The organism is Gordonia sp. JH63 (assembly GCF_009856645.1).
Classification (GTDB): Bacteria; Actinomycetota; Actinomycetes; order Mycobacteriales; family Mycobacteriaceae; genus Gordonia; species Gordonia hongkongensis.
Genome location: NZ_CP047235.1, coordinates 4575732 through 4600538, shown reverse-complemented (window position 1 = coordinate 4600538; position 24807 = coordinate 4575732). Strand labels below are relative to the sequence as shown.

Annotated in this window: 24 protein-coding genes; 17 read left to right on the top strand and 7 right to left on the bottom strand. The window is 67.3% G+C overall.

The genetic code is table 11. The annotated features are described in order from the left end of the window. The first annotated feature begins 5 nt into the window (after nucleotides 1-5). The 4 genes from GR168_RS20410 (at nucleotide 6) to GR168_RS20395 (ending at nucleotide 4307) form a co-directional block, all read left to right on the top strand. Nucleotides 6-521, top strand: coding sequence for a YdcF family protein (locus GR168_RS20410; protein WP_058249929.1), 516 nt, complete (start codon nucleotides 6-8; stop codon nucleotides 519-521). 189 nt (nucleotides 522-710) lie between these two features. Continuing rightward, entirely contained in the window at nucleotides 711-1682 is a 972-nt protein-coding gene (locus GR168_RS20405; protein ID WP_058249930.1) for an extracellular solute-binding protein, read from the top strand. After that, the gene (locus GR168_RS20400; protein ID WP_226514175.1) at nucleotides 1636-3234 is read left to right on the top strand and encodes an iron ABC transporter permease; all 1599 of its coding nucleotides are present in this window, start codon (nucleotides 1636-1638) and stop codon (nucleotides 3232-3234) included. The genes GR168_RS20405 and GR168_RS20400 overlap by 47 nt, the downstream gene beginning before the upstream one ends. Beyond that, the gene (locus GR168_RS20395; protein WP_159371546.1) at nucleotides 3231-4307 is read left to right on the top strand and encodes an ABC transporter ATP-binding protein; all 1077 of its coding nucleotides are present in this window, start codon (nucleotides 3231-3233) and stop codon (nucleotides 4305-4307) included. The genes GR168_RS20400 and GR168_RS20395 overlap by 4 nt, the downstream gene beginning before the upstream one ends. 17 nt (nucleotides 4308-4324) lie before the next feature. Here GR168_RS20395 and GR168_RS20390 read toward each other — a convergent pair whose 3' ends face one another. After that, nucleotides 4325-6556, bottom strand: a complete 2232-nt coding sequence (locus tag GR168_RS20390) for an acyltransferase family protein (protein WP_159371545.1) — start codon at nucleotides 6554-6556, stop codon at nucleotides 4325-4327. A 138-nt stretch (nucleotides 6557-6694) separates the two neighbouring features. On the opposite strand from GR168_RS20390, the gene GR168_RS20385 reads away from it, so the two are divergent. The 4 genes from GR168_RS20385 to GR168_RS20370 all read left to right on the top strand — a co-directional run bounded on the left by GR168_RS20385 (nucleotide 6695) and on the right by GR168_RS20370 (nucleotide 11038). Then, nucleotides 6695-7255 (top strand): dihydrofolate reductase family protein, encoded by a 561-nt coding sequence (locus tag GR168_RS20385; RefSeq protein ID WP_078114005.1) that lies wholly within the window; start codon nucleotides 6695-6697, stop codon nucleotides 7253-7255. A gap of 127 nt (nucleotides 7256-7382) precedes the next feature. Next, entirely contained in the window at nucleotides 7383-8741 is a 1359-nt protein-coding gene (locus GR168_RS20380; RefSeq protein ID WP_159371544.1) for a styrene monooxygenase/indole monooxygenase family protein, read from the top strand. 70 nt (nucleotides 8742-8811) lie between these two features. Further along, nucleotides 8812-9744 carry an oxidoreductase gene (locus GR168_RS20375; protein ID WP_065632436.1) on the top strand — a complete coding sequence of 311 codons (933 nt, stop codon included), beginning with the start codon at nucleotides 8812-8814 and terminating at the stop codon, nucleotides 9742-9744. A 208-nt stretch (nucleotides 9745-9952) separates the two neighbouring features. Beyond that, nucleotides 9953-11038, top strand: a complete 1086-nt coding sequence (locus GR168_RS20370) for an IS110 family transposase (RefSeq protein ID WP_137808695.1) — start codon at nucleotides 9953-9955, stop codon at nucleotides 11036-11038. A 348-nt stretch (nucleotides 11039-11386) separates the two neighbouring features. Here the strand turns inward: GR168_RS20370 and GR168_RS20365 are convergent, their stop codons facing one another. The 4 genes from GR168_RS20365 to GR168_RS20350 all read right to left on the bottom strand — a co-directional run bounded on the left by GR168_RS20365 (nucleotide 11387) and on the right by GR168_RS20350 (nucleotide 16197). Further along, nucleotides 11387-12604 carry an IS110 family transposase gene (locus tag GR168_RS20365; RefSeq protein WP_159371543.1) on the bottom strand — a complete coding sequence of 406 codons (1218 nt, stop codon included), beginning with the start codon at nucleotides 12602-12604 and terminating at the stop codon, nucleotides 11387-11389. Between the two features lie 292 nt (nucleotides 12605-12896). Continuing rightward, on the bottom strand, nucleotides 12897-13982 hold the full coding sequence (locus GR168_RS20360) for a dihydrodipicolinate reductase (protein ID WP_068971031.1): 1086 nt from the start codon (nucleotides 13980-13982) through the stop codon (nucleotides 12897-12899). Nucleotides 13983-14009: 27 nt separating this feature from the next. Beyond that, nucleotides 14010-15107, bottom strand: coding sequence for a Rieske 2Fe-2S domain-containing protein (locus GR168_RS20355; RefSeq protein WP_068971030.1), 1098 nt, complete (start codon nucleotides 15105-15107; stop codon nucleotides 14010-14012). 64 nt (nucleotides 15108-15171) lie between these two features. Beyond that, nucleotides 15172-16197, bottom strand: a complete 1026-nt coding sequence (locus GR168_RS20350) for an alpha/beta hydrolase (RefSeq protein WP_068971029.1) — start codon at nucleotides 16195-16197, stop codon at nucleotides 15172-15174. 392 nt (nucleotides 16198-16589) lie between these two features. Between GR168_RS20350 and GR168_RS20345 the strand changes: the two genes are divergently transcribed. From GR168_RS20345 to GR168_RS20315, 7 genes are all read left to right on the top strand, one after another. After that, entirely contained in the window at nucleotides 16590-17144 is a 555-nt protein-coding gene (locus GR168_RS20345) for a TetR/AcrR family transcriptional regulator (protein WP_223258919.1), read from the top strand. Between the two features lie 113 nt (nucleotides 17145-17257). After that, nucleotides 17258-17800: a hypothetical protein gene (locus GR168_RS20340; RefSeq protein WP_159371542.1), complete on the top strand. Its 543-nt coding sequence runs from the start codon at nucleotides 17258-17260 to the stop codon at nucleotides 17798-17800. Between the two features lie 4 nt (nucleotides 17801-17804). After that, entirely contained in the window at nucleotides 17805-19034 is a 1230-nt protein-coding gene (locus GR168_RS20335) for an Nramp family divalent metal transporter (protein WP_137809530.1), read from the top strand. Beyond that, a complete protein-coding gene (locus GR168_RS20330; RefSeq protein WP_065632443.1) occupies nucleotides 19031-19402 on the top strand; it encodes a hypothetical protein in 372 nt (123 codons plus the stop codon). Before GR168_RS20335 ends, GR168_RS20330 begins: the two co-directional genes overlap by 4 nt. Beyond that, nucleotides 19399-19737 carry a PRC-barrel domain-containing protein gene (locus tag GR168_RS20325; protein WP_065632444.1) on the top strand — a complete coding sequence of 113 codons (339 nt, stop codon included), beginning with the start codon at nucleotides 19399-19401 and terminating at the stop codon, nucleotides 19735-19737. Before GR168_RS20330 ends, GR168_RS20325 begins: the two co-directional genes overlap by 4 nt. A gap of 115 nt (nucleotides 19738-19852) precedes the next feature. Beyond that, complete coding sequence (locus GR168_RS20320) at nucleotides 19853-21241, top strand: cytochrome P450 (protein WP_159371541.1); 1389 nt, start codon at nucleotides 19853-19855, stop codon at nucleotides 21239-21241. A 162-nt stretch (nucleotides 21242-21403) separates the two neighbouring features. After that, complete coding sequence (locus GR168_RS20315; protein WP_065632445.1) at nucleotides 21404-21685, top strand: hypothetical protein; 282 nt, start codon at nucleotides 21404-21406, stop codon at nucleotides 21683-21685. Between the two features lie 7 nt (nucleotides 21686-21692). On the opposite strand, the gene GR168_RS20310 is transcribed toward GR168_RS20315, so the two are convergent. Further along, nucleotides 21693-22427, bottom strand: coding sequence for a cutinase family protein (locus GR168_RS20310; RefSeq protein ID WP_238994951.1), 735 nt, complete (start codon nucleotides 22425-22427; stop codon nucleotides 21693-21695). 161 nt (nucleotides 22428-22588) lie between these two features. Here GR168_RS20310 and GR168_RS20305 point away from each other — a divergent pair, with 161 nt between their 5' ends. Together GR168_RS20305 and GR168_RS20300 are read left to right on the top strand one after the other, a co-directional pair. Further along, a complete protein-coding gene (locus tag GR168_RS20305) occupies nucleotides 22589-23314 on the top strand; it encodes a GAF and ANTAR domain-containing protein (RefSeq protein ID WP_159371540.1) in 726 nt (241 codons plus the stop codon). 61 nt (nucleotides 23315-23375) lie between these two features. Continuing rightward, complete coding sequence (locus tag GR168_RS20300) at nucleotides 23376-23777, top strand: SRPBCC family protein (RefSeq protein WP_159371539.1); 402 nt, start codon at nucleotides 23376-23378, stop codon at nucleotides 23775-23777. Nucleotides 23778-23804: 27 nt separating this feature from the next. Here GR168_RS20300 and GR168_RS20295 read toward each other — a convergent pair whose 3' ends face one another. After that, nucleotides 23805-24710 (bottom strand): chlorophyllase, encoded by a 906-nt coding sequence (locus GR168_RS20295; protein ID WP_159371538.1) that lies wholly within the window; start codon nucleotides 24708-24710, stop codon nucleotides 23805-23807. Nucleotides 24711-24807 lie beyond the last annotated feature (97 nt).

Below are 24807 nucleotides of genomic sequence, written 5' to 3'. Positions count from 1 at the left end.
CGTGGATGTACTTCTCGTCGGTGGGCAGGATCGACGACGCGACGGCACCCGCTCGCCCGTCCACGCTGCTGGTGCTGGGTTCCCTCGTCCACGACGACGGGTCGCCCGGCGACTACGTGCGAGGGCGGCTCGACACGGCGCGGGAGCTGTACCGGACCGGGGGAGTCGCCCGGATCATCAACTCGGGCAACGGTTCCGACGAGGCTGGGAACGAACCAGCGGTGATGCGACGCTATCTCGAGGAACGCGGTGTCAACCCGCGGGTGATCGCCGACGACCCGGCCGGCCTCGACACCGCGGCGAGCTGCCGGCGCGCCCGGGAGGTGTTCGGCGTCGACGAGGTGGTCATCGTGACGCAGGGTTTCCACCTGCGCCGGGCCATCGCGTTGTGCCGGGACCAGGGCGTCGACGCGCGCGGTGTCGCTGCTCGATGTGACTGCCCCGCTTGGACTCTCGTCCGCAACCACATTCGCGAGACGGTCTTCGCCGGGCCGCGTGCTCTGCTGACCGCGGTGGGCTGAGGGCAAGCCGGCCGCCCAGGCGGTCACCGGACTACGACCGTTTTGTCCGACCTTGCGCCAGTATCGGTTAGGCTTACCTGGCTTGGTCGGGGGTGAAGGTTCATTGGTGTCCCGAGAACAGAGGAGTATCGGCAAGTGCACACAAGACGATGGGTTCGACGAGTGGTCGCCACCGCTGGGGCGGCGATCATGGCCGCCGGGTTGCTCGCGGCCTGCACAGGAAGCGATTCGTCGAACGACGACGAGGCGCTCGTGCTCTACTCGGGACGTTCGGAGTCTCTGGTGGGTCCGCTGGTGGAACGAATCCACGCGACGGTTCCGGTGACGGCGGCGTACGACAAGAAGGCCGCGCAGATCCTGGAGGAGGGCGACGGTAGCCCGGCCGACCTCTTCTTCGCGCAAGATGCCGGCGAGCTCGGCGCTCTTGCCGAGGCCGGACTCCTCGAACCCCTCCCCGCAGACATCGCCGAGAACGTCCCCGAGGCCTACCGGTCTGAGACCGGCACCTGGGTGTCCACGTCGGCGCGCTCTCGTGTGTTGATCTTCGATCCGGCGCAGGTGGATCCGGCCACCCTCCCGGCGGGCATCGACGGACTTCTCGCGCCCGAGATGCGTGGCAAGGTCGGTTACGCCCCCACGAATGCCTCGTTCAAGTCCTTCGTGACTGCGCTCCGACTCACTCGCGGCGACGATGGCGCTCGCGCTTGGCTCACCGCCTTCCTTGCCAACGACCCCAAGTCGTTCGAGGGCAACGGGCCCATCGTGGAGGGCGTGAACACCGGACAACTCGCAGCGGGACTCACCAACCACTACTACTGGGTCCAGGAGGTGCAGGAGAAGGGAATCGAGAACGTTCCCGGGCGACTGCACTTCTTCTCCGACGGCGATCCGGGCGCGCTCGTGAACGTGGGTGCGATCGGTGTCCTCAAGACCGCGTCCGACAAGGAGCAGGCCTTCGAATTCGTCCGACAGTTGCTGACGCCGGAGACCCAGACCTACTTCGCCACCGAGGTGGGCGAGTACCCGGTGGTCGGGAACGAGCCGCTCCCGGTCGAGGGACTGCCGACGCTGGAGCAGCTGTCACCGCCGCAGATCGCCCTCGACGAACTGGCCGATGTCGTCGGCACAGATGAGTTGCTGCGCGAGGTCGGCGCTGTCTGACCTGTTGGTCAACACCAGGATTCGTCCCGGCCGTCATCTCCGGCCGGGGCGAATGCTGTTGTGCACGATCAGCGTCTGCATCGCCCTGTTGTTGATCACGCCCGCGGTCTATCTCGTCGTTCGGGTCGCCGACATCGGGATCGATCAGGCGACCGCGCTTCTGTTCCGCCCGCGCACCGGTCAACTTCTCTGGCGCACGGTTCAGCTCGCAGCGATCGTCACGTGCGCGTCGATCATCATCGGGGTCGTGCTGGCGTGGTGTGTGTCCCGCGGGGTGGGGCGCGGGCGCGCATTCGTCATCGCGTTACTCGCGGCGCCGCTCGCGATCCCCTCGTACGTATCGGGCTTTGTGTGGACCCGTCTGTTCCCGGGATTCGAGGGCCTGGGGGCGGCTGCACTCGTCTTGACCCTGGCCTGTTATCCCCTGGTCATGCTGCCGACGGTGGCGCTGCTTTCCGGTACCGGCCGCACTGATGAGGATGCCGCCCGCACTCTGGGCTGTGGTCCGCTCGAAGCCTTTGTGCGCGTGACTCTCCCGCGTGTTCGCACGGGGGTCGTTGCGGGTGGACTGCTGGTTGCGCTGTACGCGATCAGCGATTTCGGTGGACCCGCGATCGTCCGCTTCGAGCCGTTCACCGTGGGGATCTACAACGCCTACAACGGAACCCTGGACCGTTCGGTCGCCGCACTCTACGGTGTGGTTCTCGCACTCGTCGCGGTGGCGCTCGCCGTCGTCGAACGGCGAGCACGACGCCACGTCGATCCAAGTGCCACCCCGTCGCGGTCGAGGGTCTCGAAGAACCGGCCGGTGGCCTGGGGTCTCGTCACAGCCACCGTCGCGGTGGGCGTCTGCCTTCCGATCGTCGGGCTGTTACGCGAGATCAGCGAGTCCCGCCGGCTCGGATTCGACAGCGTCGGCGAACTGCTGGCCTGGGTGGGTCCGTACGCCCGGACCACGACGTTGCTCTCGGTACAGGCGGCCATCGTCATCGCCCTTCTCGCATTGCCGTTGGCATTCTTCATATCTCGTCCGCGTAGCAGGACCGGGGACACTGTCGAGGCCGTGTCCTACCTCGGTTATACGTTGCCGGGTGTGACCGTTGCGCTCTCGATGGTCTTCTTGGGCACCCGCGTCGTCCCGGACCTCTACCTCACCGCCACGATGCTCATCGCCACCTATGCGGTCCTGTTCCTGCCGGTCTGTCTGGGTCCGATCCGATCCGGTGTCGACTCCATCCCGTGTGCGGTGTCCGAGGTCTCGCGCACTCTCGGTGCGGGACCGCTGACGACCGCGGTGCGTGTGCAACTCCCGTTGGTGATGCCGGCGATCATGGCCGGCTCCGCTCTCGCGTTCTTGTCGGTTGCCAAGGAACTACCCGCCACCTTGATGCTTGCCCCGATCGGAACACGAACTCTCGCAACGGATATGTGGAGTCTGAACAACGACTTGAGTTACGGTCGCGCAGCCGTCCTCGGGTTGGTTCTGATCGTCGTCTCGTCGCTACCCACCGCGGCGCTGTCCGCACTGTTCGGAAGGGCACGCCACGCATGAGGAACGCGGTTCGTGTAGACGACGTCTCGGTCGTGTACGGCAGCACGACCGTTCTCGACGGCGTGTCCTTTCACGTTCCCGCCGGGTCGATCACGGCGGTCATCGGTCCATCGGGCTGCGGTAAGACGACCCTGTTGCGCGCGATCGCGGGTCTCGAGCCGATCCGAGCGGGTCGCATCGAGATCGACGGTGTCGAGGTCGCCTCGGCCGGCTCTGCCCGAACCCGCCCGGTGGGGGTTCGACCCGAACGTCGGAGGTTCGGGTTGGTGCCACAAGAGGGGGCGCTGTTCGACAATCTGACCGTCGCGGGCAACGTCGGGTTCGGACTCGGTCCCTGGTGGAGACGTATGCCCGGCCGGGCGGCCCGGATTGCTGAGTTGCTCGACGTGGTCGGGCTGGAGGAGTTCGGCGATCGACGGCCCGATTCGCTGTCCGGCGGTCAGCGCCAACGGGTGGCACTGGCCCGCGCGCTCGCACCCCGACCAGCTGTCATCGGGCTGGACGAACCGTTTTCGGCACTTGATGCCCAGCTGAGGACGCAGCTGCGCGAGCATGTCCGGGCCACGATCCTGGCGGAGGGTTCGAGTGGGCTGTTGGTCACTCACGACCGTGAGGAGGCGATGGCGATGGCCGACCACGTCGTGGTGTTGATGGCGGGTTGCGTGCGCCAGGTCGGGACACCCGAGGAGATCTACCTCGAGCCCGTCGACGCGGAGGTCGCGCGCATGTTCGGGGAGATGACGGATCTGCCGGGCGAAGCCGACGACGGCGAGGTCTCGTGCGCGGCAGGACGGTTACGCATTCGCCGGCCGGGCCACGGGGCAGGAGTGGTGATGCTGCGGCCCGGGGACCTGGAGATCGTATCCGGCGTCGCGAATGTCGGTTGCGCAGAGGTGCTCGCGGTACGACCTCGCGGTGACCACGTGGACGTCCGAGTATCGGTGCCTCCGGTCGAATCCGGCTGCCCCGCGGTCGAGTTGACCGTTCGGGCCGAGCCGGGATGGCATCGTCCGGCCGGCACCGTCGTCGAGTACCGGCAACGACGGCCGGTGCACTTTCGCGAGCGGCACTGAGGTGGCGTGCCGTCCGCTCACCACCAACCCAGCGACCGCTGTAGATCGGCTTCGACGGCAGGGATGAGGCTGCGGACGAAGGTCGCCGACAAGTGGTGGAAGTCGTGCCACACCAGGATGTTCCCGACGACCGCGGGGCAGTACTCGTCGTCGCACATGGCGTCGGTGTAGTCGAGGAAGCTCATGTTGGGGAACTCGCCGGCGAGCGCGGCGGCGGGGTCGGCCGGCGCCATCGCCTGTGCTCGGGGCACGCCGCACACCTCGGGTTTGCGTCCGCTGGCGAGACACTCCGGCGGCTTGAGTTGTCCGGTCGCCCAGGGGTTGTCGCGGACCGCGACGACCCGCTGCCCGCGGTCGCGGAACTCGGCGAAGATCTCTTCGTAGTCCTTGGGGACGTAGTCGCCGTCGCCCGACTCGACGGGCCGGGTGCTGTTGGTGAACACGACATCCGGCTTGTCGACGGCGAGCCGCTCCATGACGCGACGCGACCAGTCGTTGCACTGGTAGTACTTCTGGCCGAACCACGTGAACACGTGCTCGGTCGTGAGGGCGCACCCGACCTTGAGGTAGGTGGTCACGCGGAAGTCGTGGCGCTTGCCGATGGCGTCGAGCGCGGTGATCCACTGTTCCGCATGCGAACCGCCGACCAGCGCGATGGTTCGGGTGGCGTTCACGTTGCCGTAGTACCCGACCTTGATGGACGGGTCCTTCCAGCCGCTGATGATCGAGTCGTAGGAGGTGATCGGCCAGTCCATGTCGACGACTTGGGGACTCGGTTGTGCGGTCACGTTCGGTACCGGAGCGCCGTCGAGGAATGCCCGCGCACCCGGGTACAGCCGTGGGTCGAGGTTCTGGGTGTCGAGGGTGGCGTTGGCGGCGTCGCGCTGCCAGGTCACCGCGGCGGCGCCGGCTGCGACGCTGATGACGACCAGTACCGCGACGAGGGCGCGCCGGTAGCCTCTGGTCTTCTCGAACGGCGGCCGCGCGACCACGCCATCGGCATCGGGCGGCACCGGGGACTGCTTCCGCTTCGCCGACCCGGCACGCAGCGGCGCCTCGACGTACTTCGTGGTCAGCCAGGCGAGCAGCACGGACACGGCCAGGATGGCGGTGCCCTCGAACCACGAGACATCGTCCTGATAGCGCCACGCCAGGTAGAAGATGAGCAGCGGCCAGTGCCACAGATACAGCGCGTAGGCGATCGAGCCCAGCCACACCAGCCGGGGATGGGCGAGACCGCGGCTCACCCCGGATCGGATCGAGGTCTGGCCGGACGCCGTCTTCTGATCGACGGGGGCCTGATCGATGGGGGCGGTCTGGGACGAGCCGACCCAGATGAGGATCAGCGTCGCTCCCACGGGGACGAGCGCCCACGCCGCGGGGTATTCCTGGACGCCGGCGATCCACCAGCCACACGTCACGATAAGGCCCAGGGCCACGAGTCCCAGTAGGTCACGCACCCGCTGCGACAGCGCGATCCGCGGCATCCACACCGCGAGGAGTCCGCCCACGAGCGGTTCCCACAGACGGGCCACGGTGTCGTAGTAGGTGAAGGGCTGGTTGATCCCGTGGCGGTAGTTGGCCCACGCGAAGGAGCCCAGTGCGACGACGCCGAGCGCGATCCCGACGACTCCACGGACCACCTTGGGGTCGGCGAAGAATGCGGATCGCCGGCCGAGGGCACGCAGCACCGCGCCCAGTGCCAGCGCGCAGACGAGGGTGAGGACGAAGAACTGGCCCTGCATCGACATGGACCAGAGATGCTGCATCGGGCTGTTCGCGGAGTCGGCGGCCGCGTAGTCCTGCGACTCGAACGCGAGGTGCCAGTTCTGGTAGTACAGGGCACTGGCCTGCAGTTCGGCCCCGAGCGGTCCCCAACGCGTCGTCGGCATGATCAGCGCGATCAGTCCGGCGGTGACCGCGAGGACCAGCAGCAGAGCGGGCAGCAACCGGCGCAGGAGCCGGGAGAATCGCGGCCACGGATTGATCGCCGCGCCCCAGGAACTCGTCGTGGGCTGGGTCGCCAGGACGTGCTTGAGCAGAGACGCGACGAAGAAGTAACCGGACAGGGTCAGGAAGACGTCGACGCCGCCGGACACCCGGCCGAACCAGACATGGAAGATCGCGACCAGCGCGATCGCGATGCCGCGCAGCCCGTCGAGGTCCAGCCGGTACCCGGACGTGTTGCCGGTCGCGGCGTCCTCGTTCGGGGTTGCGACGGGTGTCGCATCGGTCAGGGGCGTACGCACAGAGGGCGATGGTACTTGCCCGCACCTGAGGGAAGCCTGGCACGAGCGGGGTGTCGTCGGACCTCACAGCAGACTCGTGGATTCACCTGCTGCGTCGGAGTCCGCGACTGTGTCGGCGAGGCGTCGTAACATCCCCGCATGCTGCTCTTGTCGATGGGCGTCTCGGTGGACGGCTTCATCTCCGACCGCGACGGCAACTTCAACTGGTCGGTCCCCTCTGACGATCTGTTCGCCTTCCACACCGAACGGGTCGGCGAACTCGGTGCCTTCGTGTGCGGGCGACGGCTCTACGAGACGATGCTGGTCTGGGAGACCGACCCGCGGATGCGTGAGAACGACGCGGATGCCGCGTTCGCCGACATCTGGTCGGCGCTGCCCAAGGTGGTCTTCAGCCGCACCCTCACGTCGGTCGAGGGCAACGCGCGGTTGGCGCAGGGATCGCTGGCCGACGAGCTCACCGCGGTGCTGGACTCGACCGACGGTGACGTGGAGATCGGCGGCGCCGACTTGGCCCGGCAGGCAATCGAACTCGGATTCGTCGACGAGTTCCGCATCTTCCGCTACCCGGTCATCGTCGGTGGCGGTACCCCGTTGCTGCCGCCGGTCGCCGACACGATCCGGCTGTCGCTCGCCGAGACCCGGACCTACGGCGGACAGGTGATCTACGAGCGGTACCGCCGGGTTCGCGACGACGCGTAGCGTCCCCACCCGAGCCGGCGCCGACGCGCCGATTCGTTCTCGGTGCGTCTAACCCTTCAGCCACACCGATCGCCCCGGCACGCTGTCGAGCAGTCATTCCACGCCGACAACCAGGGGAGATCCATTCATGACAGCACGACGATCGGTCGCGATCATCGGGGCCGGGCTGGCCGGGACCAGCGCCGCCCTCGGCTTCCTCGACGCCGGGTTCGACGTCACGCTATACAGCGACCGGGACCGCGAGTCGTTGCGCGACAAGGTGCCGCCGACCGGTGTCGGTGTCCTGTTCGGCAAGTCCCGCGAGTGGGATGCCGAGATCATCGAGGACCTGTACGAGGTCAGCAACACCACCGGCATCAGCGCCCGGTTGTACTCCGGCAGCGGCGACGAGCGCGCCGCGGTTCTCGAGTTCAACCCGGACTACGGCTACGTCGCACAGGCTGTCGACCTGCGCCTGCGTGCCGACGACCGCCTGGCCCGGTTCCTGGACCGCGGTGGACGATTCGAGGTGGGGCAGATCGGCCTCGACCGTCTCGACGCGATCGCCGCCGACGCCGACATCACCCTCGTCGCCACCGGCAAGGGCGGACTGTCGACGCTGTTCCCGGTCGACGAGTCACGCACGCATTACCGGGAACCGCAGCGTCGTCTGCTGCAGGTCACCCTGACCGGCGTCGACCACGGCCCGGAGTCCTTCGCCTACCGCAGCAGCGCGGGCGGCGAGCACTCGCTGTTCAACCTCGATGCCCAGAACGGGGAGATCTTCGTCGGACCGTTCCTGCACAAAGATGCCGGGCCGACGTGGTCGTTCATCGTCTTCGCCAAGCCCGACGGAGCGTGGGCGGCCCGGCTCGACGACGTCCACGACGCGGTGTCCGCCCGGCAGACGATCTCCGGCATCTTCGCGGAGTACTTCCCGGAGGACGCACCGGTCATCGACCAGCTCGAGGTCATCGAGTCCGATCCGGTCTCGTGGCTCAAGGGCGCGGTCACCCCGACTGTCCGGCAGGCTGTCGCGACCACCGCGGGTGGACATCCGGTCGCGGCGATCGGTGACACCGCGATCGCCGTCGACCCGGTCGCGGGCCAGGGGGCAGCCAACACGCTGTTCCAGGTCGCCGAACTCGTCAAGGCCGCACGGGACCACGAGGGTGAGTTCACCGCCGAGTGGCTGTCGGCGGAGTTCGAGAAGCACTGGGAGCGACGCGGACGGGCCGCGGTCGAGGTCACCCGGCTCTACCTGGGCGACCCCGACTACGCGACCCACCTGGAGTTGTCGTTTCCGGCTGCCGCCGTCAGTCCCGCCATCGCGTCGGCCCTGTTCGGTCTCCTCTCCGAACCGAATCCGCTGCTCGGTCTGCGGACCCGCGAGGACGTGGAGGGCTTCATCGCCGCGGTGGCCGGAGAGCCGCACGACGAGGTCCTCGCCCGCTTCGCGCCGGCCGGACAATTCAGCAGCGCCGCCCCGGAGGCCGTGAGCGCCTGACTCTCGCTCCCTCCGGCGCCATGTGATACGAACAACATCGTCGTTCGAGCCGGTGCCGGAGGGGGCAGATGTGAAGTCGGGGTGGACGTTGGCCGACGCGCCTCCGCAAACCGGACGGGTCGCGGTGGTGACCGGGGCGAACTCGGGGATCGGGCGCGAGATCGCGCTCGGGCTGGCGACTCTGGGCGCGCGCGTGGTGCTGGCGTGCCGTAACCCGCAGACGTCGGCCGAGGCTCGCGACGACATCGTGGGCAAGGTCCCCGGGGCAGAGTTGGAGCTCGTCGATCTCGACCTTGCGAGTCTCAATTCCGTCCATGACGCCGCCGCCGAGATCCGGCGGCGTCATCCTCGGCTCGATCTGCTGGTCAACAACGCCGGGGTCATGCGGGCGCGGCGCGAACTGACCCCCGATGGTTTCGAGATGGACTTCGGCACGAATTATCTCGGTCACTACGCACTCACCGGGCTCCTGACCGATCGCCTGCTCGCCGCGGACTCGGCACGCGTGGTCACCGTGGGCAGCCATGTCCACCGGGCGGGCTCGATCGACTTCGCCGATCTGCCGATGGACCGCAGTTTCAGTACCGCCGCAGCGTATTCGCGTGCGAAGCTCGCCCAGATGCTGTTCGCAATGGAACTCGACCGCCGGATGAGAAGTGCTGAGGTGTCTGCGATCTCGCTGGCGGCCCACCCCGGAGGCACCCGGACCGGGGTGATGCGTGAGCAGAGCCGGTTCCTCCAGTGGGCCTACCACGCGCCATCGCTGCGCTGGCTCACCGACCGGTTCATCATGGACCCGCCCGACGGTGCCCTGCCGGTTCTTCGTGCCGCCACCGATCCGAAGGCTCAGGGCGGCGACTACTACGGTCCGGTCGGCAGTCTCGGGCTCGTTGGTCCGCCCGTACTGGTCGAGCCGTCGGTGAAGGCCAAGGACCGCGACGTCGCCGCACGGCTGTGGGACATCGGTGCCGAGCTCACCGGGGTGACCATCGACCTCGGTTGACTTCTTGTCAGAGCTTGAACCGACCCCCATTGCTCCCTGAGGTGCGAGGAGCGAAGCGACCATTATTCCTTGCTCCCTGAGGTGCGAGGAGCGCTAGACGGTATGAGGGCCTTGGGGCCGAAGGCCTCAAGCTGCAAACACATCGTGGGTTGCTGCTGCTGAGTTCACACTCGGCGGTAGCACCACATTGCAGATCAGGAGGCCTCCGGTGATTGTTCAGGGTACAAGTGTCGGATTGGATGTTCACGCACGCTCGGTGGTCGCTCACGCCATCGATGAAGACACCGGGCAGGTGATTCGGGAGACCTTGGTCCCTGATGCGGCGACCATCGTCAGCTGGCTACAAGGCCTGGCCCCGCCGGTGCGGGTGGCCTATGAGGCCGGTCCGACCGGCTTTGGATTGGCGCGGGCGATCACGGCGGCCGGGATGGAGTGTGTGGTTGCCGCGCCCTCGAAGCTGCAGCGGCCAGCCGGGGACCGCGTCAAGACCGATGCCCGAGACGCTGCACACTTGGCGAAGTTGCTGCGCCTGGGCGAAGTGGTGGCGGTCAGTGTTCCTGAGGTGGGCACCGAAGCCGCACGGGATCTGGTCCGCGCCCGCGAGGACGCCCGCAGCGACTTGATGCGCGCTCGGCATCGATTGTCCAAACTGCTTCTGCGACAGGGGATCGTCTACTCCGGCGGGAAACCCTGGACCGGTGTTCATCAGCGGTGGCTGCAGCGTCAACGTTTCGAGCTGCCGCTGCTGCAAGCCGCCTTCGACAACGACCTGGACGCGGTGTTGAGCGTGACCGCCCGCCGTGACCGCCTCGATGAGCTGATCGAGCAGACCGCGGCCACCGATCCGTGGCGGGCGGTGGTCACCCGGCTGTCGTGTCTGCGGGGCGTGTCGACGCTGACCGCGTTCGCTTTGGCGGTCGAGATCGGCGACTGGTCACGGTTTAGTGGCGCCACGATCGGCTCCTACGCCGGGTTGGTGCCCTCGGAATACTCGACCGGCGGGACCCGCAGTCAGGGATCGATCACCAAGGCCGGTAACGCCCACGTGCGGCGGCTATTGGTCGAGGCGGCCTGGCAACACCGACGCCCCTACGCCACACCCGGACAGACCATGCGCCGCCGGTGGGAGGCTGCTACACCGGCTGCCCGCGCCCGTGGCCATGCCGGCAATCGTCGGCTACACAAGCGCTGGCAACAATTCGACCGCCGCAGCAAACATCCCTGCGTGGCCAACACCGCGATCGCTCGTGAGCTCGCCGGCTGGTGCTGGTCGCTGGCGGTGCTCGACGACTAACCAGCACTGACACACAATCTTGGCCACCCGTCGCGGGACTCCCGCTGTGGTGAACAGGGAACGAATCCACGGCGTCGCTATGTGCGCCAGCACTTTTGGGTGCACGGTACGCACGTTTACATAGACCCGTCGGCCAGCGTTTTCATCTCCTGTCGAACACCGTTGAGCGGTAACCAACCCGCGTATATCAGTCCGACAACACCGTCGCGAGTAACGACCACCACACACCGCGGCGGGTGGCCAACCCCACAACAGCCCCTGAGAAGGAGGCAATTTCGCCATGGGACTTGACAGAGCAGCACTACATATCAGCGACGAGCCACGAAGACATCCCAGGGGTGCAAGGTGTCAAGCGGCGAGGTTGGCGCGGTGGTTCCAGGCGGTGTGTTCGTTGTAGAGGGTGCGGTGTTTGAGGCAGCCGTGGAGGATGCCGATGAGCCGGTTGGCGAGCGCACGCAAGGCTTGGGGGTGGGACTTCTTCTGATCTCGCAGGCTGTCGTAGTAGACGCGGGCGCCGGGACTGCCGGTCAGCGCGCTTTGCGCCATCGCCATGGCGGCGGCGTTGAGGCGGGTGTTGCGGATATGGCGGGCCAGCACGACGTGCCCTTTGCCTGAGGCGATGGTCCGTGGTGAGGTGCCGGCATAGTTTCTGCGAGACTTGGCGGTGGCATAGCGTTCGGGGTCGTCCCCGAACTCGCCAAGCATCCGGGCGCCGGTGATGTCACCGACTCCGGGCATGGACAGGTAGATCTCGGCGTCCGGATGCGCTCTAAAAGACTGGGCCATACTGGTTTCCAGTTGATCAATTTGGGTGTTGAGCGTCGTCAGCATGTTAACCGTCACGGTCACGGTCGCCGCATACGCTGCGGTAAGTGCCTCCGGTGCGCTCAGATGACCGCCCCCACGCAGGGCCTGCTGGATCTCGCGGGCACGGGTATCGGTATTGCGTTGGCGGCCAACCTTTTTCAGAGCTGATCGGATCGCCGCGACCGTCAGTGCCGCTCCCTGTCGTGGGGTGGGAGCGCGACGCAACACCGCCAGGCAGTCTTTGTGGGCGAGGTCGCCGCCGAAGGCATCGACCGCGGCCGGATAGTAGGCGCCCAGTTGAGCGCGCAACACGTTCTGTTGTGCTGAGCGCGCCCACACCAGATTCTGATGCGTACGGGCCATCACCGTGATCGCCTTGACCTCGACGGTGTCGGCGGCGACCAATCGATGATTGTGCCGGTCGGTCCGCACCAGATCAGCCAGCGTTTTCGCGTCAGCCTTATCGGATTTGGTGCCCCCGACATGGTGGCGGTCGCGGTACCGCGACACCGACAACGGGTTGATCGCATACACCTGATAGCCCGCGGCGACCAGGGCGGCGACCCACATGCCGTGATCGGTTTCGATCCCCACCACCACCTCAGAGGGGTCGTGGGCGAACCGGGCGAGCAGGTCATGCATCGCCGTCACGCCGGCCGCGTTCTCGGGTAGTCGGCGGGTGGCCAGGGTGGTGCCGTGTTCATCCATCACGTTCACGTCGTGATGATCCGACGCCCAGTCGTTGCCCACACAGATCATGTCGGTCGTTCACCTCGTCTTCGGTCGTCTCGATCGATCGTCGGTGTGAACCTTGGGGTGATCACCCTTGACGCGGCCTAATGGATCAGTGCTCACCCCACATGGTTCAGGGGGCACGACATCCCAGAAGCGTTCTAGCGGGTGATCCTTACCCGGCCGGGCCACGGTCTTCGTGTAGAAATCCGACACCGTTTCAGGGTCTCGGAGTGGTCACCGGCCGGGAAGGCTCACACAAACCAGCATCCCCTGCAGGACGCCGATCCACCCCCATTAGGGTCACAACCCCGTTCCGTCAGATCGCGAACCGCCCGGCGAATGATCGCAGCGGGAGGTCGGCACTCGTCACGATGCCCGGAGGTGCCGCCACGACGGACCGGATCGAGTTGAGGGCCGGGAGTCCGGTGACGGTCATGCCGATGGATGCGAAGTTCTCCGGCTTGCTGAGGTCGAAGCCCTTGCGCGGGAAGATCATGTGCTTGGAGTAGATGTTCGGGTCGCCGGTGACCTGGGTGATGTAGCAGGCCTGGATGTTCCACGACGGATCGGTGTGCGGTGTCATCTGCCATTCGAGGTGGGATTCGACGCGCGCGACGCCGTCGACCATGCCCTGGTACTTGATGTAGCTGCCGCCCAGCGAACCCTCCGGGAGCTGATACCAGCCGAGGTCGACGTCCTTGGTGCAGGCGCCCAGCTCGTAGGAGAACGCCACCTCGTCGAGTTCGAGGTCGAAGGCGTCGGCCATCAGGTAGACGGAGTCCGCGAACACCGCGGTGTACTTGTACAGCGAGTCGGGGATGCTCGGATCGTCCACGGGCAGGCCGTAACCCACCGCCTTCCAGGTGTCCACGGAGTGGTGGCAGGAGACGTCGACGGACTCGATGACCGTCACGTTCTCGATGTCGGCCACATCGGCGGTGTGCACGATGCCGAGGATCTGCGCGAGACCGGGGTTCATGCCGGTGCCGTAGAAGGTCGCGCCGCCGCGCTCGCAGGCCTCGGCGATCACCTCGCTGACCTTGCGTCCGGAGTGGTGCGGGTGATTGATGTCGCGATGGAATCCGGTGATCCAGTCCGCCGTGGTCACGACGTTGATCCCGGCCTCGAGAACCTGGACGTAGAGGTCCTCGTCGGGGAAGACGCCGTGGAAGGTGAGGACATCCGGACGGGCGGCGATGATCTCCTCGACCGTGCCGGTGGCCGTCACCCCGACCGGGTCGAGGCCGACGATCTCACCGGCGTCGCGACCGATCTTGTCGGGCGTATAACAATGCAGCCCAACCAGTTCGAGGTCGGGATGCGACTGGATGCGCCCGATCATCTCGGTGCCCAGATTGCCGGTGGCGACCTGGAAGACCCGGATTCGTTCGGTGGTGGTCATGACAGATCCTCTCGGGCTGAACGTATGTCAGGACTGCGTGGCGGCGCGTAGCGCCTCGAGCTCGGAACGGCGGATGCGGACGAAGTCATCGCCTTGTGGCAGCACCGCTCCACTCGACGACGACGGATCGGCATCGTCGGGTCCGCCGTCGGGGTAGAACTGCCGCGCCCACTTGCGAAGTGCGGTGAAGCCCTCGAACTCTCTGCGGGACAGTGCGGGTGGATCGGAGTAGCGCTGGTGTGCCCAGATGTCGATGTCGGCGGCGAACTGCTCGATGACGAGGTCGGCCATCACGGTCCCGTAGCGGGTGATCTCGCCGGTTTCCTCGCCCGGCTTGCGGCCGATCCACACGGTGAACCGGACGTCGGAGGTGTGCTCGTCGACCGGGGTGACCGCCGGCATCGTGCGGTTGTCGACCATGCCCCAGCTCTTGGTGACCGAACAACCCAGCCCGGCGTTGATGGATTCGACTCCGCTGGTGGCGTTCTCGAGCGTCGCGCCCTCGTCGAAGGCGATCGTGAAGTCGACGTGGGACACCGGGCCGTCGAAGTCGTGCCGGGTGAACTCCGGCATGAACGGGGTCTTGTGGACGAACTTGAAGTGGGCGAAGTCGACGCCGTTCTCCATGATGTACTGCGGATGGATCTCGAGTCCCGGCCGGAACAGGGTGGCCGCGGGGACCGGCGGATAGTAGTCGGCCGCGGTGCTGTCGTCGCCGAAGTCACCGAAGATGTCGGGAACATCGAAATATGGAGGGCGACCGTCGGTGTCGTGCCAGATCCAGACGGCCTCGTTGCGTTCGAGGACGGGGTAGCTGCGGATGCGGCGTCCCCGGTTCGGGTGTTTCTCGTACGGGATGCACACGTTGCGGCCCTCGCGGTTCCACTCCCAGCCGTGGAACGGACACACCAGGTTCTCGCCCTCGACGTGGCCGCCGTGACCGAGATGGGCGCCGAGGTGCTCGCAGTAGGCGTCGAATACGGACACCTGGCCCGACCGCGACCGCCAGGCGACCATCTCGCGCCCGAAGTACTTCATCGTGTGGACCGCCCCGACCGGGATCTCCGAGCACCAGGCGACCTGGAACCAACCGGTGGGTGTCATCGACAGCGGCGTTCTCGCCATGCGGCAACCGTAGGTCCCGCGCGACGAGAATGCAAGAGGGCTCTATGAAAAAGGGCGTGCCTGGTCAGCTGGCGGTTTCGGCGAGCTCCGGACTCGGTGACGCGGAATGCATGACCCGATGGATCTCGGCCGTGAAGTCCTCGGCGGCCTCGATGTTCGACGCGTGACCGGTGTCGAGGACGACCAGGCGATCGAGGTAGCCGCGAACCGACAGGGCATGCGCGATGCGCTGGGTCATCGCGTGCGGGAGAAGGAGGTCGTGCCGCCCGCCGATGACCGTGGTCGGCACGGTGATGGCGTCGGCGCCGGCGGGTCCCATCGCCAACTGGAGAAGGGCCACGGCGGACTTCGCGCGGGAGCTGGGCGAGCACGAGCGGGTCATCGCGAGGACGAACGCGGCGTGATCGACGGTCGCCGATCGGCCGTTCAGGATGCGATGCCGGATGACGCTCCGCGTGAACCGATCTCCCGGGAACGGAACCGGTATGGACAGCGCCATCTGCAGCAGCCACAGCGGCGCCTTGATCGGGCCGTTGACGAGCGGCAGGACCCGGCTCTCGGTGGCGACCCCGCCCCAGGTGGTGTTGGCGAGAACCATTGCGGTGGCTCGTGACTCGGCCTGACCGTGATGCCGGTGAGCCCAGGCCTGCAGGGTGATGCCGCCCATGCTGTGCCCGACGAACACGGCTGTGGCTGCTTCCGGGAGCGTCTGGGAGACCACGGTGGACAGGTCATCGGCCAAGACGTCGGTGTCGAACGCGCGACGGCCCCAGGTGCTCTCGCCGTGGCCGCGCTGGTCGTAGGCGATGACGTGGTAGCGCTCGGCCATCGCATTGATCTGCGGATTCCAGTACTCGACACAACACGACCAACCATGCACGAGAACGAGTACGGGAGCGTCCGCGGGTCCGTGATGGACGACGCGCAGCCGCGCGCCGTCGTCGGTCACCGCCCATGAGGTCCGTTCGGGTTCGCGGCTGTTGAACAGCGTGTCCTTGTAGACGCGGTTGCGGAGTCGGCGACGCGCCTCGGCCGGCAGCAGGCCGGACAGGGCGTGGCGGGCGGCTCCGATGCCGGTCGCTGCATTCATGTCGTCCCCCTCGGACCACCGGTGACTTGTGTCACATCGGCTGCACAATGATACAAACTCTTGCTGTCTGTATCTACCGCTTCGGGTAACGGTTTGTGCCAAATGTCGGGTTGTGTCCGAACGGGCCGGCTGCCTCGTCGGACGATGGTCGTCCGCACTTCGTCGCGATCGACCCGACGGACGGGTAGCCGAGCGAACGATCGCCAAACATCGCGCCGGTCAGCGCATTGCCGCTACGCCATGACCGCGGTCGCCAGCGGCTACGATCGGCAGCCATGGTTCCCGGCGAATCCCGCACCTCCGACGTCCGCGTGGACGACGGATCCCCCGACGGCGGTACGGGCAGCGTCACCCGGCGGGTGAACAGGCGCGGCCAGGCGACGCGCGAGGCGATGCTCGACGCCGCGCTCGCCTCGTTGGCCACCGGCGACCCCGCCTCCGTGTCGGGCAATCGGATCGCCAAAGACATAGGCGCGACGTGGGGCGCGGTCAAGTATCAATTCGACGACATCGACGGTCTGTGGGCGGCGGTGCTGCATCGGACCGCGGAGCACCGCGGCGACCTCCCGATGAGTGTGAAACCCGATGCGCCGCTGGCGGAGCGGGTCGCGGCCATCGTCGACCTCATGTACGACGGACTGACCGCGCCCGAATCCCGTGCGATCGAGACCCTGCGGGCGGCCCTGCCGCGCGATCCGGACGAGTTGCGTCGGATGTTTCCCAAGACCGCCGCCGAGTTCGCGTCGTGGGGGCCGTCGTGGATCGATTCGTGCCAGCGCGCTTTCGCCGACCTCGACGTCGATCCGGAGCGGGTACGTGAGGTCGCGGCGTTCCTGCCCGGGGCCATGCGGGGCCTGGTGTCGGAGAAGCAGCTCGGCACCTTCCAGGATCAGCAGTTGGCCCGACGTGGCCTGGCGAGGGCCATCGTCGCGCTGCTCGCGGGCTGAGGAACCGCCCCGACGGGCCAAATCCGCGCTCGGGGGCATCGCCGACCAGTGGATTGCGCATGACCGGTGCCGGTTTCGCTCGCTGTCCCGCGGGCTATTCCACGAGGCGGCCTGTGGCGGACGCGGACCGCCTCGACGCCAGGACGCGACAGAAGGGGACGGTGATGCTGCTGCCGACCGGGCTGACGGCCGGATCGACCACGCTGCGCGCGGTTCTCGCGTGCGGACTGTGTCTGCTCCTCCTCGTCGGGTGCGCCCGGCAACCCGGCGGCGTGACGGCCGAACTGTCGCATTCGTCCGGCGACGTGGTGAGCTCGGTCGCCTCCGGCGAGGAGGGGCTGCGCCTGTGGACCGAGGACCGCGCACCGCGACAGTATGTGCGCGTCCTCTTCGACGACCTCATCGAGCAGTCACTGTCCGCCTACGGGGCGGTCGTCAACCTCGACATCGACAACGTGGCCGATGAACCGATGCGGGCGGGCGTCGAGGACGCCATGGGCGAGGCCACCCGGGTTCTCGTCTCCGCCCGCTCGGTGACGCTGCTCGACCGCGAGGACCCGCGGGTCGCCGAGTCGCTCGACGCGTTGACCAAGGTCGGCGAGCGGCTGCAGCGGATCGTCGACGACCCCCGTTCCGCAGCCGGCGGGAGGGGATGAACCGGTGAAGACGATCTTCGGCGTCGCGCTCGGCATCCTGACCGCCATCGGCGGCTTCCTCGACATCGGCGACATCGTCACCAACGCGGTGGTCGGCTCGCGATTCGGCTTCAGCCTGGTGTGGGTCGTCGTGGTCGGCGTCATCGGCATCTGTCTTTTCGCCGAGATGTCCGGGCGGGTCGCCGCGGTGAGCGGACGCAGTACCTTCGAGATCATCCGGGAACGACTCGGCCCGCGGATGGGTGCGGCCAACCTCGTCGCCTCGCTGTTCGTCACCGGACTCACCCTCACCGCCGAGATCGGCGGAATCGCACTGGCGCTGCAACTGGCCAGCGGGGTCGCGCCGCTGCTGTGGGTGCCGGTCGCCGCGTTCGGTGTGTGGATAATCCTGTGGCGGGCCAACTTCAAGATCATGGAGAACGTGACCGGCCTGCTCGGCCTGTGCCTGGCCGTGTTCGGCGTGGTCTTCTTCCTGTTGCAACCGCCCTGGGGCGAGGTGTGGAGTCAGATGACGGCGCCCTCGATCCCGTCACAGGAGTCGGTACCCACCTACTGGTACTACGCCATCGCGCTGTTCGGTGCGGCGATGACACCGTACGAGGTCTTCTTCTTCTCCTCGGGCGGTATCGAGGAGGGTTGGCGGCGTAAGGATCTCGCCCGAGAGCGATGGAATGTGCTGGTCGGATTCCCCCTCGGCGGCCTTGGTTCGATCGCGATAGCCGGCGCCGCAGCGCTCTACCTGATGCCCGCCGACATCTCGGTGGACTCGCTGTCGCAGGTCGTCTTACCCGTGGCGCAGGCCGGCGGACAGCTTGCGCTCGCCTTCGCGATCATCGGGCTGGTCGCGGCGACGACCGGCGCGGCCCTCGAGACGGCGCTGTCGACCGGCTACTCCATCGCCCAGTACGCCGGATGGCCCTGGGGCGCAGCCAAGAAGCCGTTCCAAGCGGCACGGTTCCACCTCGTGATCATCGTGTTCCTCCTCGGGGGAGTGCTGATCCTGCTGACCGGCGTCGATCCGATCATGGTCACCGAGTATTCGGTCGTGTTCTCCGCGGTCGCCCTGCCGTTGACCTATCTACCGATCCTCGTGGTGGCGAATGATCGAGAATACATGGGAGACAGAGTGAACGGGCGAGTGATGAACTTCTTCGGAACCATCTACCTGGGCATCATCGTGGTCGCCTCGGTGGCTGCGATACCACTGCTGATCGTGACGGGGGCGGGGCGGTGAGTGCGCGGGACGACGACCGCGGGTTGTCGCGCCGGGCCACGATCGATCTCCGACTCCATCTGCTGGACAGGCAGATCCATGATCGGGATGGGGTGCCGCTCGGCGTCGTCGACGACGTCGAGATCGAGATGCCGGAGGATGGTCCGCCGCGGGTCTCCGCCCTGCTCACCGGCCGCGCGCTCTTCTACCGACTCATCGGCGGCGGGCCGCACATCAGCGAACTCGACCGCATCCCCTTCGACCGCGTGCGCGACATCGATGTGCGCGTCGCGATCGACGACGCGCAGGAGGAACTCGAACTCGCGTGGCCGGAACGATGGTGCCGGGATCACATCGTCGCGCGCATCCCCGGGAGCGGGAAGCGATGATTGCCAGCGACCTGTTGAGCTGCACCGTCCGAGGATCGGACGGCGATCACGTCGGCCACGTGATCGACCTGCGCTTCGAGGTGGAGGACGACGCACTGAGGCTGGTCGGGTTGCTCGTCAACCGCCGGAATCGCGTGTCCTTCCTCGGGTACGAACGCCAGGGGGTCGTGCGGCCATGGGCGCTGAACCGGTTCTTCGCGTGGTTGCACCGCGGCACCGTGCTCATCCCATGGGACGACGTGGAGACCGTCGAGGACGGGACGGTCTACCTCCGGGACGGCTTCCATCGCCTCGACGCCTCGCTCGACACCGCCGGCGACCGCGGCTCGTCCTGAGAGTCCGGGACGCACAGACGACGGTTTGGTCAGCACGGTCGACGGGTAGACCGGGGGCAGCCGACGCCGCGGTCCGCCCGGCGTGAATCCGCTGTGGTGAGGAGAGCCGTCGTAGATGTCACGGGGACCCGATGATGACGTGCAGGAAAGCGCAGGCCAGGCGACCACGACGCCGCGGCTGGCGCGAGCAGGACTCCTCGACACCGGCCGCATCCTGGCCGGTGTGCTCGCCCCGGTGATCGCCGAAGGTGTTGTGGCGCGGCGCAAGTCGATGGTCCGTCTCGGTGGGCGATGGGACACCCACGGTCGGGCGGCGCGGGTGCTGAACGGTCTGCGGTCCAGATACGACGACGCCGACGCGCTGGCACTCACCTTCCCGCGTTCGATGGTGCTCGCGTTGCGACCTCCGGCGGTGACCGCGACCCTCGACGGCACGCCCGACCCGTTCACCCCGGCGTCCAAGGAGAAGGTCGCGGCGCTGTCGCGCTTCCAGCCGACGGGCGTGTTGATCTCGGACAACCGGCATCGCCGGGCCCGTCGTGAACTGAACGAACTGGCGCTGCAGACCTCCTCCGACGTGCACTCCCTGCACCGACGATGCGGACAGATCGTTGAATCCGAGATCGCGGAGCTGCTCCCCACCCTCACCGACGGCCGTCTGACCTGGGATGCATACGCCGTCGCGCACTGGCGCATGGTGCGCCGTTTCGTCTTCGGTGACGCGGCCCGCGACGACGAGAAGGTGACCGACCTGCTGACTGCGCTGCGTCGGGATGCCAACTGGGGCCCGGTCTTCCCGTACCGGTCCACCACCTACAACAACTTCCGGCGGCGTCTCGACCACCTGGTGGCCTCCGCGCCCGACGACTCGCTCGCCGGGGTCACGAGGGACGCACTGGACAGTCCGGGCTCGCTGGACCCGACCGGCCAGATCCCGCACTGGCTGTTCGCATTCGACGCGGTCGCGGTGGCCGTCCACCGATCGCTCGCGCTGTTGGCCGCCCACCCCGCGACCGCTGCGGCGGCGCGGAGCGAGATCGCCGACGGGGATCCCGGCGAGGCGCGCCTGCTGCCGACACTCCGTGCGACCGTTTTGGAATCGCTTCGCTTGTGGCCGACGACCCTCGCCATCCTGCGCCAGGCGAGCAGGGATGTCCCGTGGGACGGCGGCGCGGTCTCCGAGGGTGCGACCACGATCGTGATCGCGGAGTTCTTCCAGCGCGACGACGACGCGATGGACTTCGCCCAGCGTTTCACCCCCGAGGCCTGGACCGACGGTCGAGCGCAGAGACTCGCCGGTGTCGTCCCCTTCAGCGATGGCCCGGGCGAATGCCCGGGACGCAACGTGGTCCTGATGTTCAGCACGGCGGTGCTGGCGGCGATCTGCCGGGATCACGAACTCGACGACAACGTGCTCGCGCCACGTGTGCGCGGCGGCGACGTCGAGATGCCACGCGCCTTCGACCATTTCGATCTCACCGTCTCGCTCCGAGCCGCGCCCTGACATCCCGGGTCATGCAGGGTTGACGAGAGCCTGTCCTGGGTATGAACAGCGCACCGATCAGCGGTTGACGTCGGACGCCCGGACGCCGAGACAAGGACAGGGCGGTCCACGGACCGCGATGCCCAATGGTGGGTTTCGGTGCGGCACGATAGGAGACGACCGATGGGGTCTCACTGCAGGACGACGCGCGATCACGACGAGATCCGAGAGTGGGCGACCACCCACCGGGGTGTGCCCGCCCGCGTTCGCGACATCCGGAGCGTCGGCGGAACAGGAATGCTCCGCATCGACTTCGACGGTGCGGTCGACGGCGACCTCGAGCACATCACCTGGGACGAGTGGTTCCAGAACTTCGAGCGCGCCGAACTGGCTCTCGTCTACGAAGCGGAGAAGTCCGACGCCAGCCGGACCTTCGCGAAAGTCGTGCCTGCGCCGGACTTCTGAACCGAGCTCAGACCCGCCGGGCCGCGTACCGGGCGCCCTCGAGCGTCATGCCGTTGACCGAGTAGAGCACGTGCAGGGCATTCGGCCCGCCGACCGGCGCGCCGTCGCAGATGGTGTCGCCGGGGATGCAGTAGCGAACGGTGCGGCTGCGGTACGGTGCGGCCACCTTGACCGGGGGAGCGCCGATGTCGTCGATGAAGCGATCCGACGGTGCGCCGTAGAGCACGATCGCGGCGACGTTGCGCGCCATGTTCGCCGGCAGCGGCGGCGGCACGAACCGGTCGTAGGCGGCGTACCGGGCGGGCAGGTCCAGCCCGGCGTGGACGGCGTAGCCGGCGACGACGGCGCCCTGGGAGTAGCCGCCGAGGACGACCTTGGTGTCCGGGCACTTCGCGGCCAGGTACTTGATGCGGTTCTGGGTGGTGCGGACGCCGTCGGCCACCGTGCGCGCGAACTTCAGCCGGTTGTTGAACTGGTCGCTGGCCGGGTACTTGACGCCGTAGGCGCTGACGGACTTGCCCGGCAGCTGCGAGCGAACGGCCTCGACGAAGGAGATCCCGGTGAGGCCCAGCGGCGGAGAGGTCTCCACGGTTCCGCGTGCGAACACGACCTCGACGTCGGAGCACGATGGTGCGGCCTGCGCCGTGGGCGTGCCGACGGCCACCGCCCCCGTGATCGCCGCGATGACACAGAGGACGGAGACACTGAACCGTTTGATCACCAGGCCAATGGTAGAGATCATCTCGCGCGGGGATAAGGGCCTGATCGTCCCAAAGATTGAGCCGATCCAGGGCCATCCGAGAGTCGGTTCGGCACGAACAACCGGGTTGAACGTATGAGAGGTTTGTAGAATCACGGGGTTCGCCGGGCTGATCCGGCGCATCGAATCGAGGTTGAGTGCCGGTGGCAACAGACGTCCATTTCAAGATCGCCGAGCTGGCGCGGCAGATGCATGCCGTTCCCGAGTCCACGGAGGACACGTCGGCCGAGGTGCTGCCCTCGGTCACCGCCGGTGCCGTCGAGTACGTCCCCGGTGCGCAGTACGCCGGCGTTCTCGTGGTCGATCAGAAGAACAACTTCGACACGCTGGCGCCCACCGACCCGCTGATGAACCTGGCCGACCGAATCCAGAAGGAAACGGGTGAGGGTCCGTGCCTGCAAGCGGCCTGGGATCACCACACCGTGCTCGTGAACGACATCGCCCGCGACGAGCGATTCCCCGCCTTCTCCGCTCGCATCCTCGACGAGAGTCCGCTGCGGTCCAGCCTGTCGTTCAAGCTGTTCACCGACAAGGGGACCATCGGCGCGCTCAACATGTTCGCCGATACGCCCGACGCCTTCGGCGACGAGTCCCTGGAAGTCGGCCTGTTGTTCGCGACCCACGCCGCCCTGGCATTGCGTGCCGCGCGGCAGCAACAACACTTCCGCAGTGCGTTGGCCAGCCGGGACATCATCGGTCAGGCCAAGGGCATGATCATGTACCGCTTCCGCATCGATGCGGTCGCCGCCTTCGCTCTGCTCCGACGCCTGTCCCAGGACACCAACACGCCGCTGGCCAAGGTCGCCGAACAGCTCATCGAGAGGGAACTGGCCGAGCCCACCGAGGGGGACGCAGGGTCGCTCTCCTGACCGGGCAGATCGGCGTCGGGATCGGTAGGCGGCAGCATGCTGTCACGACTACGTTGGCCACATGCGCAGCCGGCACGTGAGTGTGGTCATCAACGCCGAACCCGCGAGGGTCTACGACTTCGCGGCCGAACCCGACAACCTGCCGCGGTGGGCCGCAGGGCTGGCGAAGTCGGAGGTGGTCCGGCGGGGTGACGAGTTGCTCGTGGAGTCGCCGATGGGCACCGTGACCGTCCGGTTCGTCCCGCGGAACGGACTCGGCGTCGTCGACCACGAGGTGGTGCTTCCCGCCGGGGACACCGTGCTCAATCCGCTTCGGGTGCTGGCACATCCAGAAGGTGCCGAAGTCGTCTTCACGATCCGGCAGCTGGCCATGTCCGACGACGAGTTCGACCGCGACACCCAGATGGTGGAAAAGGATCTCGCACAACTGAAATCGCTGCTGGAGACGGCCGGCCCGGCCTAGTGTCGAACCGGGTCGAACCGGCCGGCGTCACTTCCGGTGCACCGTGAAGTCGACGGAGTCCGACTGCCGCAGAGCTTCCCACGCGGCCGAACTGACGCCGAGCGCGTCGAGTAGAAAGGCCGCGACTGCGTCGGCCACCAGCGCGACCCGGGCCGGGTTCTCATCGGTGGTCTCCCGGACCGCCTCACCGGCGATACCGCCGAGAGTGTGTTCGCCGTCCGGAATCCACAGCAAGTCCGTCGCGCCGGGGGAGAGGTGGAAGGCGTCGGTCAGCCATTCCGGGCCACGCGTCGACAGGGCCGAGTCGTCCTTGCCGCCGGCGACGACGAGCGCCGGGGTGGACATCGTCGAGAAGTCCGGCCGCATGAACGGCAGGTGTTCGCGCGCGTACTCGCTCAGGCTGTCGCCGGTCCCGGCCGTCGCGATCAGTGCGCCCGCTCGCACGGCGGGGTGTGCGAGATCCGGGCCGACGACACCGTCCGGCCCGATCACACGCGCGCCGAGGAGGGTGCCGACGGTCTGACCTCCCCATGAGTGGCCGGCCGCGGCGAGCAGCTCGAGGTCGACGCGTGGGCGCAGGTCCCCGCCGGCCGCGATCAGGATCTCGTCGAGATGGTCGATCACCGCGTGCGCGTCCTGCACCCGCGTGCGCCAGATGGACGAGAATCGCGGGTCGTCGAATCCGATCCCGTGGCGCCGGGAATCGAGATGCGTCGGCTGTATGACGGCGAAACCTGATGCAGCCCAACGATCGACGAGTGGTGCGTAACCGTCCATCGACCAGGCGTTGCCGTGGGAGAACACGAGGACCGGGAGCCGATCCCCGGTGGCCGGTGCGGTGACCCTCACCATCAACGGGAACGGACGGTCCGAGGTGGGGACGACGATGGGCTTGACGGAGACGATCTGACGAGCGAGCACTTCCGTGGACATGGGAGTTCCCTTCGGGACGGGGCCGGTGCGCGATAACCTGGACGGAACGATGTTCCGCCAAACTAGCGGAACAGTGTTCCGCGAGCAAGGGGTGGAG

Coding starts and splice junctions, on each gene's coding strand:
- GR168_RS20410 (WP_058249929.1), top strand. CDS start 6: ATGTACTTCTCGTCGGTGGGCAGGATCGACGACGCGACGGCACCCGCT.
- GR168_RS20405 (WP_058249930.1), top strand. CDS start 711: ATGGCCGCCGGGTTGCTCGCGGCCTGCACAGGAAGCGATTCGTCGAAC.
- GR168_RS20400 (WP_226514175.1), top strand. CDS start 1,636: ATGTCGTCGGCACAGATGAGTTGCTGCGCGAGGTCGGCGCTGTCTGAC.
- GR168_RS20395 (WP_159371546.1), top strand. CDS start 3,231: ATGAGGAACGCGGTTCGTGTAGACGACGTCTCGGTCGTGTACGGCAGC.
- GR168_RS20385 (WP_078114005.1), top strand. CDS start 6,695: ATGCTGCTCTTGTCGATGGGCGTCTCGGTGGACGGCTTCATCTCCGAC.
- GR168_RS20380 (WP_159371544.1), top strand. CDS start 7,383: ATGACAGCACGACGATCGGTCGCGATCATCGGGGCCGGGCTGGCCGGG.
- GR168_RS20365 (WP_159371543.1), bottom strand. CDS start 12,604: ATGATCTGTGTGGGCAACGACTGGGCGTCGGATCATCACGACGTGAAC.
- GR168_RS20360 (WP_068971031.1), bottom strand. CDS start 13,982: ATGACCACCACCGAACGAATCCGGGTCTTCCAGGTCGCCACCGGCAAT.
- GR168_RS20355 (WP_068971030.1), bottom strand. CDS start 15,107: ATGGCGAGAACGCCGCTGTCGATGACACCCACCGGTTGGTTCCAGGTC.
- GR168_RS20350 (WP_068971029.1), bottom strand. CDS start 16,197: ATGAATGCAGCGACCGGCATCGGAGCCGCCCGCCACGCCCTGTCCGGC.
- GR168_RS20345 (WP_223258919.1), top strand. CDS start 16,590: ATGCTCGACGCCGCGCTCGCCTCGTTGGCCACCGGCGACCCCGCCTCC.
- GR168_RS20325 (WP_065632444.1), top strand. CDS start 19,399: ATGATTGCCAGCGACCTGTTGAGCTGCACCGTCCGAGGATCGGACGGC.
- GR168_RS20320 (WP_159371541.1), top strand. CDS start 19,853: ATGTCACGGGGACCCGATGATGACGTGCAGGAAAGCGCAGGCCAGGCG.
- GR168_RS20315 (WP_065632445.1), top strand. CDS start 21,404: ATGGGGTCTCACTGCAGGACGACGCGCGATCACGACGAGATCCGAGAG.
- GR168_RS20310 (WP_238994951.1), bottom strand. CDS start 22,427: ATGATCTCTACCATTGGCCTGGTGATCAAACGGTTCAGTGTCTCCGTC.
- GR168_RS20300 (WP_159371539.1), top strand. CDS start 23,376: ATGCGCAGCCGGCACGTGAGTGTGGTCATCAACGCCGAACCCGCGAGG.
- GR168_RS20295 (WP_159371538.1), bottom strand. CDS start 24,710: ATGTCCACGGAAGTGCTCGCTCGTCAGATCGTCTCCGTCAAGCCCATC.